General features: G+C 71.1%; 11 protein-coding genes. 6 read left to right on the forward strand and 5 right to left on the reverse strand.

Annotation, left to right across the window (positions count from 1 at the left end; translation table 11 throughout):
- Entirely contained in the window at positions 1–2,838 is a 2,838-nt protein-coding gene (locus tag ACFVKT_RS02005; protein ID WP_385726545.1) for a carbohydrate-binding protein, read from the reverse strand.
- Positions 2,839–3,329: 491 nt separating this feature from the next.
- Here ACFVKT_RS02005 and ACFVKT_RS02010 point away from each other — a divergent pair, with 491 nt between their 5' ends.
- Positions 3,330–4,325: an NAD-dependent epimerase/dehydratase family protein gene (locus ACFVKT_RS02010; protein WP_385726547.1), complete on the forward strand. Its 996-nt coding sequence runs from the start codon at positions 3,330–3,332 to the stop codon at positions 4,323–4,325.
- Between the two features lie 180 nt (positions 4,326–4,505).
- Here the strand turns inward: ACFVKT_RS02010 and ACFVKT_RS02015 are convergent, their stop codons facing one another.
- Together ACFVKT_RS02015 and ACFVKT_RS02020 are read right to left on the reverse strand one after the other, a co-directional pair.
- Positions 4,506–5,618, reverse strand: coding sequence for a sensor histidine kinase (locus ACFVKT_RS02015; protein WP_385726549.1), 1,113 nt, complete (start codon positions 5,616–5,618; stop codon positions 4,506–4,508).
- A 204-nt stretch (positions 5,619–5,822) separates the two neighbouring features.
- The gene (locus tag ACFVKT_RS02020) at positions 5,823–6,596 is read right to left on the reverse strand and encodes a response regulator transcription factor (protein WP_385726551.1); all 774 of its coding nucleotides are present in this window, start codon (positions 6,594–6,596) and stop codon (positions 5,823–5,825) included.
- 111 nt (positions 6,597–6,707) lie between these two features.
- Between ACFVKT_RS02020 and ACFVKT_RS02025 the strand changes: the two genes are divergently transcribed.
- The 3 genes from ACFVKT_RS02025 to ACFVKT_RS02035 are packed head-to-tail and all read left to right on the forward strand — an operon-like array spanning position 6,708 to position 8,919.
- A complete protein-coding gene (locus ACFVKT_RS02025; protein WP_385726552.1) occupies positions 6,708–7,442 on the forward strand; it encodes a glycosyltransferase family 2 protein in 735 nt (244 codons plus the stop codon).
- Entirely contained in the window at positions 7,439–8,053 is a 615-nt protein-coding gene (locus ACFVKT_RS02030) for a DUF2064 domain-containing protein (RefSeq protein WP_385726554.1), read from the forward strand. Before ACFVKT_RS02025 ends, ACFVKT_RS02030 begins: the two co-directional genes overlap by 4 nt.
- Before the next feature lie 41 nt (positions 8,054–8,094).
- Positions 8,095–8,919 carry a class I SAM-dependent methyltransferase gene (locus ACFVKT_RS02035; protein WP_385726556.1) on the forward strand — a complete coding sequence of 275 codons (825 nt, stop codon included), beginning with the start codon at positions 8,095–8,097 and terminating at the stop codon, positions 8,917–8,919.
- A gap of 358 nt (positions 8,920–9,277) precedes the next feature.
- On the opposite strand, the gene ACFVKT_RS02040 is transcribed toward ACFVKT_RS02035, so the two are convergent.
- On the reverse strand, positions 9,278–10,510 hold the full coding sequence (locus ACFVKT_RS02040) for a molybdopterin-dependent oxidoreductase (protein ID WP_385726558.1): 1,233 nt from the start codon (positions 10,508–10,510) through the stop codon (positions 9,278–9,280).
- 113 nt (positions 10,511–10,623) lie between these two features.
- Here ACFVKT_RS02040 and ACFVKT_RS02045 point away from each other — a divergent pair, with 113 nt between their 5' ends.
- Entirely contained in the window at positions 10,624–12,150 is a 1,527-nt protein-coding gene (locus ACFVKT_RS02045; RefSeq protein WP_385726560.1) for a hypothetical protein, read from the forward strand.
- 28 nt (positions 12,151–12,178) lie between these two features.
- Here ACFVKT_RS02045 and ACFVKT_RS02050 read toward each other — a convergent pair whose 3' ends face one another.
- Positions 12,179–12,997 (reverse strand): alpha/beta fold hydrolase, encoded by an 819-nt coding sequence (locus ACFVKT_RS02050; protein ID WP_385726562.1) that lies wholly within the window; start codon positions 12,995–12,997, stop codon positions 12,179–12,181.
- Positions 12,998–13,295: 298 nt separating this feature from the next.
- Between ACFVKT_RS02050 and ACFVKT_RS02055 the strand changes: the two genes are divergently transcribed.
- Positions 13,296–13,805, forward strand: coding sequence for a polysaccharide lyase family 7 protein (locus ACFVKT_RS02055; RefSeq protein WP_385726564.1), 510 nt, complete (start codon positions 13,296–13,298; stop codon positions 13,803–13,805).
- Positions 13,806–13,913: the final 108 nt, after the last annotated feature.

Below are 13,913 nucleotides of genomic sequence, written 5' to 3' on the forward strand. Positions count from 1 at the left end.
TCAGCGCCCCTTTCGCGCCGAGGCGCCGAGCGTGAAGGTGTCGATGTCGAAGAGGTATCCGCTGCCGCCGGTGAAGGTGAGGAACAGCGGCCCCGACCCGGTGCCGTTGAGCGTGGTGGTCACGGTGCTGAAGGTCTCCCAGCCGCCGGTGTTCGCCGCCGCCACCGAGCCGAGCACCGTCCCGGTCTGCGAGCCGGAGCGGATCTGGATGGTGCCGCCCGCGCCCGCCGAGGAGACCTTGGCGGAGAAGGACGTGGCGCCCGTGGTGGGCACGGAGGCGTATCCGGCCCAGTCGCCGTTGTCGATGTAGCCGAGGGTCTGTCCGCCGCTGGCCGGAGTGTGCGCGGCGGTCTGTACGCCGGATCCGGAGCTGTAGGACTCGCCCTCCCACGTGGTCGTGGTGGGGGTACTGGTGCTGAAGGTGAACGCGTCGATGTCGAAGAGGTTCCCCTGGCCGCTGGGACCGTGGAAGACGAGGAACAGTTCGGTGCTGCCGGAGGGGACTGCGGACAGTGAGGTCGAGACGTCCGTGTACGTCTCCCAGCCGCCGGTCACCGGCACGGTCACCGTGCCGAGCAGCGTCCCGGTCGTGGACCCCGCGCGGATCTCGACGGTGCCGCCGGCCCCGTTGGAGGCGACGCGGGCGGAGAAGCGGTTGGCCCCGGTGAGCGCGTACGGCTCGAAGGAGATCCAGTCGCCGTCGTCGGTGAAGCCGACCGTGTTGCCGCCCTCGGCCGGGCCGTGTCCGGCGATCTGGATGCCCGACTGGGCGGAGAAGTGCTCGGCCTGGCGATGGCGGGGTTGCAGGGTGCGCGTGGAGTGCGTGGTCAGACCGGCGGTGTCGGTGTACTCCGCGTCGAAGACGCCGTACAGGTTGGCGGCGCTGTCGTGTTCGCCGTCGGCGGGGACGGTGAGGGTGCCGGTGCAGCCCGTGGTGGAGGTGATGGCGTGGGTGTGGCTGTCGTGGCCGAGGAGATAGGTGAGCTTCACCTTGGAGCAGTCGATCGTGCCGTCCTCGGGATCGCTGACCTGGATCCTGAACGGGACGGTGTCACCGAAGGAGAACAGCTGCCCGTCCAGAGGCTGTTGCAGCGTGACCGTCGGCGCCGTGTTGCCGGCCGTCACCACCAGGCTCGCGGTACCGGTGAGACCCTCGGGGTCCTTGACGGTGAGGGTGGGCTGATAGGTACCCGCGGTCGTGTACGTGTGGCTGGGGTTGGCCTGGGTGGACGTCGAACCGTCCCCGAAGTCCCAGGAGTAGGTGAGCTGTTGACCCTCGGGGTCCGAGCTGCCCTGCGAGGAGAACTGTACGGTCAGCGGCAGCTGGCCGGAGGTCTTGTCGGCGGACGCCTGCGCGACGGGGTTGCGGTTGCTGCCCGCGATGTACTCGACGCGGTACAGGCCCTGGTTGTCGCTGCCGCTCCCGTAGTCCAGGACGTACAGCGCGCCGTCGGGTCCGAAGTCGGTGTCGATGACCTGGGTGCCGTCCCAGGGGACGTCCTCGATCGTGCCGTACGTACCGTCGCTCTTTACCTCGATCGCCTTGATCCACTGGCGTCCGAACTCGGCGGCGAAGTACCGGCCGTCGAGGGACTCCGGGAACTTGACGTCCGAGTCCAGGTTCGGGTCGTACCGGTAGACCTCGCCGCCCATCGGGGACTCGGAGCCGCCGCCGAACTCGGGAGGTGAGCCGTCCAGCCCGTACTTGATCCAACTCGGCTTCGCCGGGGGCAGCTGGGCCTGCCCGGTGTTGCGGAAGGAGTTGTTGGCGGGCCCGCTCGCGCAGTCGTACTTGGCGCCGGAGGGGCCGCTCGGGAAGGTGTACTCGTTGTACGTCTCACCGGTGGTGTTGGTGCCGGTGCAGTACGGCCAGCCGAAGTTGCCGGGCGCGGTGACGCGGTCGAACTCGACCTGGCCGCCGGGGCCGCGGGCCGCGTCGGTGGTGCCCGCGTCGGGGCCGTAGTCGCCGAGGTAGACGACTCCGGTGGCGCGGTCGACGGACATCCGGAACGGGTTGCGGAAGCCCATCGCGTAGATCTCGGGGCGGGTGTTCGCGGTGCCGGCGGCGAACAGGTTGCCGGCCGGGACGGTGTAGCCGCCGTCGGCGGTCGGCTTGATACGGAGCAGCTTGCCGCGCAGGTCGTTGGTGTTGCCGGAGCTGCGCTGCGCGTCGAACTGCGGGTTGCGGTCGGTGCGTTCGTCGAGCGGCGCGTAGCCGGAGGAGTCGAACGGGTTGGTGTCGTCGCCCGTGGTCAGGTAGAGGTTCCCGGCCGCGTCGAAGTCGATGTCGCCACCGACGTGACAGCACTGTCCGCGGTCGTTGTCGACCTCCAGGACGACCTTCTCGCTGGCCGTGTCGAGGGTGCCGTCCGTCTTCAGCGTGAACCGCGACAGGTTCAGGTGCCCTTTCCAGGGCTCGAAGTCGGCGGCGGTTCCGGTGGTCGGGGCGTCGCCCGCGGGGGTGCTGAGCTTGGGGGAGTAGTACACGTAGACGTACCGGTTGGTGGCGAATCCGGGGTCGGCCGCGATGCCCTGCAGGCCCTCCTCGTCATGCGTGTAGACGTCCAGCTTGGCGGCCTGCTTGGTGTTGCCCGCGGCGTCCGTGTAGCGGATCGTGCCGTCGCGTGCGGTGTGCAGGACGGACCGGTCGGGCAGCACCGTCAGCGACATCGGCTCGCCCATCTCGGCTGCTCCCGAGGCGAGTTGTACCTGTTGGTAGTCGGCCGGCGGGAGATCCGCCGGTAACGCGGTGGCCGAGGGTGCCGCCGTGGCGGCTCCGGCCAGGATGAGCGTGAGCGCAGTGAGCATTCTGAGCCCTGCGCGAGGGCGCCGAGACATGGGGGGCTTCCTTCCTGACGTGCGGGTTGTCAGGCATGGGTGCGCGTCGGCCGCGCTTGTCGCGTGCATCAGCCGTACTGGGATGCGAAATGGAGGCAGCGAACATCAATTGCGTGCTGCAATGCGATATTTGCAGCAATCTGCAGATGTTTTGCATACTCGTGAAGCGCGCCGAGTTTGTCAAGCGCCTGTCAAAACTCCGCCCCATATGTCCATCTTCTGGACTTACAGCCCTCAAGTGGCGGGCTGTGCACCGCCGTCCAGGGAGTGATCGACCGTTTCGTCCCGTCGCCCCCGCACCTCAAGGCACTGTAGGGCGCACGCCTATTGACGTAAATAAAAGCGATCGATTTTCATAAGGGATGACACGCGGTCGAGTGTGTCGACCAGGACCGTGCGACGGCCGGCCGGGCTCGCCGAGGTCTTACGGACCCGTGACGTGACCGCCCGGTGCCCCGTCACGGTGTCCCCCTGGTCCTAGCCTTTCGCACATGCGAGTACTGGTCACCGGCGCAGCCGGGTTCATCGGATCCCATGTCGTCGAGACGCTGACCGCGCGCGGACACGAGCCGGTCGGCTTCGACCTGCGCGACGGCTCGGACGTACGCGATGCCGACACCGTCGCGTCCGCCCTGCCGGGCGTGGACGCCGTGTGTCACCAGGCCGCGATGGTCGGGCTGGGGAAGGGGTTCGGCGACGCCGCCGAGTACGTGTCCCACAACGACCTCGGTACGGCGGTGCTGCTCGCCGCGATGGCCGACGCGGGCGTACGGCGGCTGGTGCTCGCGGGGTCGATGGTCGTGTACGGCGAGGGCGCGTACGCGTGTGAGTGGCACGGGACGGTCAGGCCCGGACCCCGGGCCGTCCCCGATCTGGACGCGGGGCGTTTCGAGCCCCGATGCCCGCACTGCGGTGAGGAGTTGACGCCCGGCCTTGTCGGCGAGGACGCCCCGGCCGGCCCGCGGAACGTGTACGCGACGACCAAGCTGGCCCAGGAACATCTGGCGGCGGCGTGGGCGCGGTCCACGGGCGGTTCGGCGGTGTCGCTGCGCTACCACAACGTGTACGGACCCGGGATGCCGCGCGACACCCCGTACGCGGGTGTCGCCTCTTTCTTCCGGTCCGCGCTCGCCCGGGGCGAGGCTCCGCGTGTCTTCGAGGACGGCGGCCAGCGACGGGACTTCGTGCACGTACGGGATGTGGCGGCGGCCAACGCGGCCGCGCTGGAGACCGCGCCCCGGGAGGGCGCGTTGACCGCCTACAACACCGGGAGCGGGGAACCGCACACGGTCGGCGAGATGGCGCGCGCTCTCGCCTTCGCGTACGGCGGCCCCGACCCCGTCGTGACCGGGGAGTACCGGCTCGGCGACGTGCGCCACATCACGGCCGACTCCGCACGGCTGCGGGCCGAACTGGGATGGAAGGCGGAGGTCGGATTCACCGAGGGAATGCGGGAGTTCGCGTCGGCGAAGCTGCGCGGGGAGTAACCCTTCGCAGGGTGCCCCCGCTCATGCCTCGGCCGTGTCCGGCCCGGTGTCTCCGGCGTGATCCGCCGGGCAGGCCCTGGCACCTCGCGGGGTGTTGCCGTTCATGCCTCGGCGGTGTCGGGCCCGGTGTCTCCGGCGTGATCCGCCGGGCAGGCCCTGGCACCTCGCCGGGCGCCCTGCTCATGCCTCGGCCGTGGGGAGCGTGACCTCGAAGCGGCAGCCCCCGGGGACGTTGTGGACGGCGGCCTGTCCCCGGTGGGCTTCCACGATGCCCCGGACGATCGCGAGGCCGAGCCCCGCGCCCGCGGGAGGCGTCCGGGCGTGCGTGCCTCGCCAGCCGGTGTCGAAGACGCGCGGGAGGTCTTCCTCCGGGATGCCCCCGCAGCCGTCGGTGACGGACAGTACGACACCTTCCTCCGACCGCTCGGCCGCGACCGCGACCGTGCCGTCGGCGGGTGTCCGCCGGATCGCGTTGACCAGCAGATTGCCCAGGACGCGGCTCATCTCCTTGCCGTCCACCTCGATGGGCACCGGTTCGATCCGGTCGCCGACCAGCCGTACACCGAGTTCGCGGGCGAGCGGGTCCGCTCCCGCGAGGGCGTCGCCGACAAGGTCGTACAACGACATCCGGGAGGGGGAGAGGGCGAGGGTCCCGGCGTGTATGCGGGACAGCTCGAAGAGGTCGCCGACCATGTCGTTGAGGCGCTCGACCTCGGTGCGGATCTGGCGGAGGTAGCGGTCCGGGTCGGCCGCGACGCCGTCCTCCAGGGCCTCCGACATCGCGCGCAGTCCGGCGAGTGGGGTGCGCAGGTCGTGCGAGATCCACGCCACGAGTTCGCGGCGCGAGGTCTCCAGGGCGCGCTCGCGGGTGCGGGACTCGGCGAGCTTGGCGCTGGTGGCCGCCAACTCCCGGCTCAACGCGGTGAGTTCGGCGGTTGCGGGGCCTTCCGGAGCCGCGAAGTCACCGTCGTCGCCGAAGGAACGGGCGGCGAGGGTGAGCGCCCGGCTGCCGGACACGACCCAGCGGCCGAGGAGGAGAGCGGTCGCCAGCGACACGACGGCCGCCATCGCGACGACCGTCGTCACCACGCTCAGGTCGTGCGAGGACAGGAACATCGCCCAGGCCACGGCCAGCGTCCCGGCGAGCATCGCGGCGACGGCCACGGCGGCCACGACGGCGAGGGACGCGGTCAGCGACCGCCGCCGGATCAGCCGGAGCGCACCCGCGCCGAGCAGCCCGGCTGCGGCGGCGCCCAGGAAGGCGAAGAGGGCGATGAGCAGCATGTCGTGCATGTCAGACCAGCTCTTCGAGGGGTGCCGTATGCAGTGCCGTTTCGTGCATGGTCAGGCCGTCTCTTCGGGGGGTGTGGTGTCGAGCGTGGTCAGGCGGCGCTTTCTGCGGGGTGTGGTGCCGTGCATGGTCGTACCGCCCCTTCGCCGGGTGGGGTGTCGACCGTGGTTGTACCGCCCCTTCGCGGGGTGTCGTGTCGTACATCGTCAGACCGCCCCTTCGCGGGGCGTGCCGTCGAAGCGGTAGCCGACGCCCCACACCGTCTGGATCAGCCGCGGCCGCGCCGGGTCGTCCTCGACCTTCCCCCGGAGCCGACGTACGTGGACCGTGACCGTCGACAGGTCCCCGAAGTCCCATCCCCAGACCTCGCGCATCAGGTCCTCCCGGCTGCAGGCCCGCCCGGAGTGGCGGATGAAGAAGGCGAGGAGGTCGAACTCACGGATGGTGAGGGCGAGTTCCGCACCGTCCTTGGTGGCACGGCGGGCGGCGGGGTCGACGGTGAGACCGGCCGCGTGGAGGGGGCGGGCGCCGGTGGCAGGCCGGGCGCGGCGCAGCACCGACTCCACCCGGAGCACCAGCTCCCGGGGGCTGAACGGCTTCGTGACGTAGTCGTCGGCGCCGACCTCCAGGCCCAGGATCCGGTCGTCCTCGTCGCCGCGGGCGGTGAGCATGATGACGGGCACGGGACCGTGCGCCCGCAACCGCCGGCACACCTCAAGACCGTCCATCCCCGGCAGCATCAGATCCAGCACCACCATGTCCGGCCAGTGCGCGGCGGCCCGGGCGAGCGCGGAGGGTCCGTCCGCGGCCCGGTCCACGACGTACCCGGCACGGTCGAGATAGCCGACGACGACCTCGGCGACGGTCGGATCGTCGTCGACGACGAGAACGCGCGTCGTGGCCCCTGCCCCGCCCGGGGTCGTGTCCCCCTGCCCGTTCGGCACACGCCCGGTAGCTGGGGATTCGTACGGCTGCTGCATGCGTCCAGCCTCCCACCGGCCTCGCACCTGTGCCGCCGGCGCGGCTCGACGTCCGTGTTTCGTAAGGAGGCCAAGACCGATATGCCCCTTTCGCGTTCGTAGGGTGAAGCCGTGACTGCAAATCCCGCGTTTCCCGCAACGGACCCGGAAGTCGACGTGGTCCTCCCCTGTCTGAACGAGGCCGCGGCTCTGCCCTGGGTACTCGCCCGCATCCCCCGGGGATGGCACGCGCTGGTCGTGGACAACGGGTCCACGGACGGCTCGGCGGAACTGGCCCGCAGCCTCGGCGCGACCGTCGTGCAGGAGACGCGCCGCGGATTCGGCGCCGCCTGCCACGCCGGACTGACCGCCGCCACCGCGGAGTTCGTGTGCTTCTGCGACTGCGACGCCTCGCTCGACCCGTCCCTGCTCGCCCCCTTCGTACGCGAGGTACGGGACGGGGAGGCGGACCTCGTGCTCGGGCGGCGTCGCCCGCAGAGCCGGAGCGCCTGGCCCGCGCACGCCCGAGCGGGCAACCTCGCGCTGGCCCGGATGATCCGCCGCCGCACGGGGCTGCGCCTCCACGACCTGGGCCCGCTCCGTGCGGCCCGCCGCGCACCGCTGCTCGACCTCGCCCTCACGGACCGCCGCAGCGGCTACCCGCTCCAGATGGTCGTCCGCGCCGCCGACGCCGGCTGGCGCGTCACCGAGCACGACGTGCCGTACCTGCCGCGCACCGGCGCCTCCAAGGTCACCGGCACCTGGCGCGGTACCTGGCAGGCGGTACGGGACATGCGCCGCGTCCTGGCCGAACCATCGGCGCCGATCAAGGCGCCCGCCGCCGCTTCGACAGGAACCGCCCAGTGAGCACCCTGCTCGTCATCGCCAAGGAGCCGCGAGCGGGACGGGTGAAGACCCGCCTCACGCCGCCGTTCACGCCCCGGGAAGCCGCGCTGCTCGCCGAGGCGGCCCTCGTGGACACCCTGCGTACGGTGGCGGCGACGCCCGCGCGGCGCCGCGTACTGGTGCTGGACGGCACGCCCGGCCCATGGCTGCCGACCGGCATCGACGTCGTACCGCAGTGCGCGGGAGGTCTGGACGAACGGCTGGCCGCCGCTTTCGCGGGCTGCGAAGGGCCCACTCTGCTCATCGGCATGGACACGCCGCAGGTGACGCCCGATCTCCTCACGGTGGACTTCGCCGACTGCGACGCGTACTTCGGACCCGCCGAGGACGGCGGCTTCTGGGCGCTGGGGCTCGCCACTCCCGACCCCGAACTGCTGCGCGGCGTACCGATGTCGAGGCCGACCACAGGCGCCGTACAGCGGGAGCGGCTGACATCCGCGGGCCTGTGCGTACGCGACCTGCCCCGGCTCCGGGACGTCGACACCGCGGCCGACGCGGAGGCGGTCGCGGCGCTGGCGCCGGGAGGCCGTTTCGCCGCGGAGCTGGCCCGGATGCGGGCGGTGAGCCGCTGATGAGCGCAGGATCTGGCTCGCACGCCGCGTCTGCTGGGCGCATGCCTGCCCCCGTTCGCGGGGGACTCCGCCCCCAGCCCGAACGCGCTCGCCCCCAAGCGCCCGACAGAGCGGCGACCCCATCCGCCCCCTGGTCGGCCGACCCGTACTCCGACGCACTCCGTACCGGCCAGGGCCCCCTCTACCTCCGCCGCCCCGACGGCTGGCTGCTACCCCTCGACGTCGAGCGCTGGTGCGCACGGGCCGACGCGGCCGATCTGGAGGCCCTGCGGCGCTGCGAAGGCGCCGTGCTCGATGTGGGATGCGGGCCGGGGCGGCTCGTCGCCGAGCTCGCGGCGCGGGGCCGGCCCGCGCTCGGCATCGACGTCAGCGAGGCCGCCGTCGCCCACACCGTACGGCTGGGAGGGCAGGCCTTGCGCCGGTCCGTCTTCGAGCCACTCCCCGGTGAGGGCCGCTGGGACACGGCCCTCCTCATCGACGGCAATGTCGGCATCGGCGGCGACCCGGCCGCGCTGCTCCGCCGGATGTCCCAACTCCTCTCTCCCCGCGGGCTGTTGATCGTCGAGGCGGTCCCGGACATGGACGTCGACGAACGCGTCCACGTCCATGTCGTCCGCGGCGCCGACGCCCACGGCGCCGCCGGTCCGGCCTTTCCCTGGGCCCGCCTCGGTACGCCGGCTCTGCTGAGGCAGGCCGTGCGCGCGGGCTGGCAGCCGGACGGTCAGTGGGAGGCAGGCGGCCGTTCCTTCGTCGCCCTGCGCAACCGCAGCACCAGCAGCACCGCGGAGCCGCCGAACAGCGCGGCCGTGATCAGCAGCCAGCGGGACAGGAACCCGTCGCCGGACAGGGTGGTCGCGGACCGGTAGTGGTCCGCCACCTGACCGCTGATCAGCGGAAACCACACCAGCAGCAGGAGGCCGGAGAGCGCCGCCGGTACCCGGACGAAGACCGTCCACCCCTGGCGGCCGACGATGCCCAGCGCGCCTGAGAGAGCGCGGTCAGCCCCCGCGTACAGCGGCAGCAGCACCAGGTCGTGCACCACCGCCGCGCCCACGAACCACAGGGCCACCCCGAACCAGTCGCCCGCGAGCAGCCGCACCGCCGCGTAACCGGCGAGCGCGAACGAGCAGGCGAGCAGCAGGAGTTGCAGTGGACTGCCGATGGCGGCGGTCCCGAACAGTCGTCGCATCACACGTCTCCTCACAGGTCTCTTCTCGGAAGGGGTCACAGGTCACCGAAAGTCATCCGCGCCACCCACTTGGTGTTGAGCACGCCGGGCGCCGCCGGGACGATGATCCGCGCCGGGTATCCGTGGTCGGGGGTGAGCGGCGCGCCGTTGACGAACAGGGCGAGCAGGGAATCCGGATCACGCACCTGGTTGTCACGCAGAGCGGCGCGGCGGAAAGCCCCGCTCTGCTGGAGCGACTCCACCAGGACGTCGGGCGCCTGCTCGTAACCCACGAGCCGGGCCAGATCCCGCAGCCGTACACCCCGCCAGTTCTGGTCGGAGGTCGACCAGCCCTCCACGCAGGCGATGGGCAACGCCGCGCTGTGCAAAGGGAGTCGCAGCAGCTCGGCGCGGCTCAGCCGGACCGTCCGACCGCCTCCCTCGACGACCAGCCGCCAGGCCTGCGCGCTCGTCTCCGTCGCGCTGATCCCGCGTGACCGTGCCGTCTTGTTGATCTGGAACGAGCCCGGCCCGGAACCCGGTTCGGGGCCGCCGTGCGGCGCGAGCAGCGCCGTCTCCCGCAGCGGCCCGTCGAAACTCCGGCCCGCTGTCGTGGCGAACAGCAGCAGCGATCCGCCGCCGACGAAGCCGAGGGCGCCGCGCCGCGAGACGGTGGGCTCGGCCGGATTCGGGGACACCAACTCCTCGTCCGCAGAGGGGTGTTCATCTCGCAGGTGGCGCAGATTGTGTACGGCTGTCGGCATCTTCAGCACCGCGTGCGTCACGAAGGCCGCGAAGAACACCCAGGCCCCGTAGAAGTGCAAGGAGTAGAAGGAGCCGGGGAAGAGGTAGTCGAGCTGGACGTTCAGCACGCCCGTGATGAACTCGAACAGGGCGCCGCCGACCAGCAGAAGCAGGGAGACCCGCTCCAGCGCGTGCGCGAGCGACCGGGCCGGCGGCAGCGCGAACAGCTTCGGCACCACCGACCACAGCTTCGCCAGCAGCACGGGGATCAGGGTGATACCGAACGTCACGTGGACGCCCTGCGTGAGCCGGTACAGCCCGTGCGGGTCGGTCGGCCAGGAGAAGAGATAGAAACCGAGCAGACCCTTGTCCGGGGTCATGTCGTTCACGCCCGACAGGCCCGGGTTGTAGGCGGCGTACGACAGAAGACCCGTCACGAACAGCACCGTGATCCCGCCGAGCAGCACGATGCCCAGCACGGAGGTGAACCAGGGGCCGCGCAGCGGACTGCGCCAGAAGGCGGGGGAGGAAGGGGACCGTGGCATGCCTCGACCGTAGGCGCGGGACAGCCCACGAAAGGGTTCGCGAACCATGACGAAACTCTGACGTTCGCCCTGGTGGAGGCCGTGGAGACCGGCCCCCGTCCTAACGTGCTGGTGTGAACCGCGATCTTCTCCGTGACCTGTCCGCGGCCCTTGCCGCCGCCCTGCTCGTGCTGGCCGCCGCGCTGGTCGGCACCGCCATCGAGCACCGCGACGGAACGCTCCACGTCGGCTGGCCGCCGCTGTACTCCCGGTGGGATCCGCACGTCGGCCCCGGCACCCCGGCCGCGATCGTGGTGGCCGTCGCGGTCGTCGCCTACGGCCCGCTCGTCGCCGCCCGGCTGCCCTGGCGCGCGTTGCTGCTGAGCATCTGGGGCACCGGCACGGCGTGGACGTTCTCCCTCGCCCTCGTCGACGGCTGGCAGCGCGGCATCGCCCTGCGGCTGACGACCAGGTACGAGTACCTCCAGGTCATCGACCGCTTCCACGACATCCCGTACGCACTGCGGGACTTCACGCACCACATCGTCATCGGATCGCCCGACCACTGGCCCCCGCACGTCGCCGGACACCCCCCGGCGGCCACCCTCACCTTCGTCCTCCTGGACCGGATCGGGCTCGGCGGTGGAGCCTGGGCGGGCGTCTGGTGCATCACCGTGGGGGCGATGGCTGCGGTCGCCGTGCTCGTCACCGTACGAGCGCTGTCCGGGGAGGCGCTCGCCCGCCGCGCCGCGCCCTTCCTCGTCCTGGCCCCCGCCGCCGTCTGGATGGGGACCTCCGCGGACGGGTACTTCGCCGCGGTCGCCGCCTGGGCCCTCGCGTTCCTCGCCCTCGCCGTCACGGGACACCGGCCGCGGGCGACCGGCGTCGTCTCCGGCCTCCTCCTCGGCCTCACCATGTATCTCTCGTACGGGCTGACACTGATCGCGGTGATCGCCGTTGCCGTTCTGCTGCTCGGTACGCGGCGACTGCGCCCCCTCCCGTACGTGGTCGCCGGGGCCCTCGTCGTCCCGCTCGCGTTCACCCTCGCCGGCTTCGACTGGTGGGAGGCGTACCGACTGCTGGTGACCCGCTACTACCAAGGGGCCGGCGGCATCCGGCCGTACGGCTACTGGGTGTGGGCGAACCTCGCGTGCACGGTGCTGATCGCGGGCCCGGCGACTGTGGCGGGGCTGCGGCGGGCGGGCGCGGCACCGGTACGCAAGGACATCCGCGCCGGCTTCCGCACGCCCGTTCCCGAGTCGGGCGTCCCTACGCCCGTTCCCGAGTCGCGCTTCGGCACGCCCGCTTCCGAGGCGCGCTTCCGTACGCCCGCTTCCGAGGCGCGCTTCGGCACGCCCGCTTCCGAGGCGCGCTTCGGCACGCCCGCTTCCGAGGCGCGCTTCCGTACGCCCGCTTCCGAGTCCCGGCTCCGCACACCCGCTCCCGAATCCCGCCTCGCCCTGCTTGTCCTCGCCGGCCTGCTCGCGCTCCTCATCGCCGACCTCTCGGGCATGAGCAAGGCGGAGACGGAACGCATCTGGCTGCCGTTCGTGATGTGGCTGCTTCCGGCCTGCGCCTTCCTCACCCGTCCCCGCGCCTGGCTCACCGCACAGGCCGCCCTCGCCCTCCTCCTCAACCATCTGCTCCTGACCGGCTGGTGAGAGGAGAGCGGCCCGCGCGGTGTCCGAGCTAGGCGTCCGGGGCGGTGTGGGCCGCGGCTTCGAGGATCAGTTGGGCGATCGCGTCGGGGTGGGTGACGATCGACAGATGGCTCGAATCGAGCTCGATGGTCTTGGCGCGCATACGCGCGGCGAGGAAACGCTCGAGTTCGGGCGAGGTGGTCCGGTCGTTCCTCGACACCGCGTACCAGGTGGGTTTGTGCCGCCACGCGGCCACCGTGGTCGTCGAGGTCGGGAACAGCGAGGACGCGATACGGCCCTGTGCGGCGTAGAGCGCGAGGGCCCGGCGCCGGGAGACCCCGCCGGCGAAGTCGCGGAGGAACCCTTCCTGGCTGAGCTGCTTGAACCCGCCGGACTCGACGAGTTGGGCGTTGGCGGGCGGGGTGGGGAACTTCGCGGCGAGGGCGGTGTAGTCCTCTCCGGCGTCGGGTGCACGGGCGGCGACGTAGACGAGACCGGTGACGTTCGAGGCAAGGCCCGCCTGGGAGATGACCGTGCCGCCCCAGGAGTGTGCGGCCAGGATCGTCGGCCCGTCCTGGAGGGCGAGAGCGCGCTCGGTCGCCGCGACGTCGTCGGCGAGTGAGGTGAGCGGATTCTGTACCGAGGTCACGTTCATGCCGGCCGACTGAAGGCGTTCGGTCACCTCCGACCACGACGATCCGTCCGCGTACGCGCCGTGGACGAGTACGACGTTGCGCACCGGCTCAACGCCCGGGTGAGCTGCGGGCGTCGGGAGTTCCTGGGCCGCGGCCCCGGTGGGCGGCACTCCGGCCGCCGCTGCCGCGACTCCTGCCGTGAGTGCACCGGAGAATGTTCGTCGACTGATCAAGGACAAGGTTCCTCACTCGCTAGCGACCCATGAGGGGCGATTGCAGACGATGCCCACGCGCGTCTGCCGACGCTCGTGGAGGTTCCGAAACGGTGGTGGTATGAACGGGATGAAGTGGTCCGCGAGGCCGGCTGATCCGGCCTTCGCGTTTCCGCCATGGTGTCTCGCGCTCGCTTCGAACTCCGTCAATCCGCGCCGGGCACGGTATATTTCACAGTTTCGTAAGATTTTCCTTCCGGCGCCTTGGTGAAGGTGCTTCCTCGCCTCAGTGCGCGGGAATCGCCGGGGGAGCGCTGGTGTGGCGTACGCGAAGTTCCATGGGAATGACTCTGGGTTCGGTGTCGTCGTTGGCCGCCATCAGTGCTTCCAAAGTCTGGGCGGCCTGCCGGCCGAGTTCAGCAACACCGGATACCCGCGGTCAGAACTGCGCGAGATGACCGCGAACGGGTCGGCCACGAAGAGCTGCTCGTCCACGTCCGGCACCCACACCATGGTCGTCGACCAGGCGATCACCCACCTCCCCAAGACCAAACCGCATGTGATGGCGGGGCAGATACATGACTCGTCGAGCGACGTCACCTCGTTCCGTCTCGAAGGGACCTCGCTGTACATCACCTCGTACAACACCACCCACTACAAGCTGGTGACCTCCAGCTACCAGCTCGGCACCCGCTTCCAGGGAAAGTTCGTGGCCCACGGTGGGATGGTCGACGTCAACTACAACGGCGCGCGAAACCCGCATGGCGCGGCTCGCTACTCGCGCCGGGAGAGTGCGGCCCGGGAACTCCTCGGGCGTGCCGGTGGGTGATGCGTCGGTGGCGGACGGGGCGTCGGCTGACGTATCGGTGGCTGACGTGCCGTTGGCCGAGAAAAACGCTTGGACTCCGGAGCCGGCGGCCCAGGACAATTCGAGGCC

The sequence above is a fragment of the Streptomyces sp. NPDC127595 genome (assembly GCF_042671685.1).
In the GTDB taxonomy this organism is placed as follows: domain Bacteria; phylum Actinomycetota; class Actinomycetes; order Streptomycetales; family Streptomycetaceae; genus Streptomyces.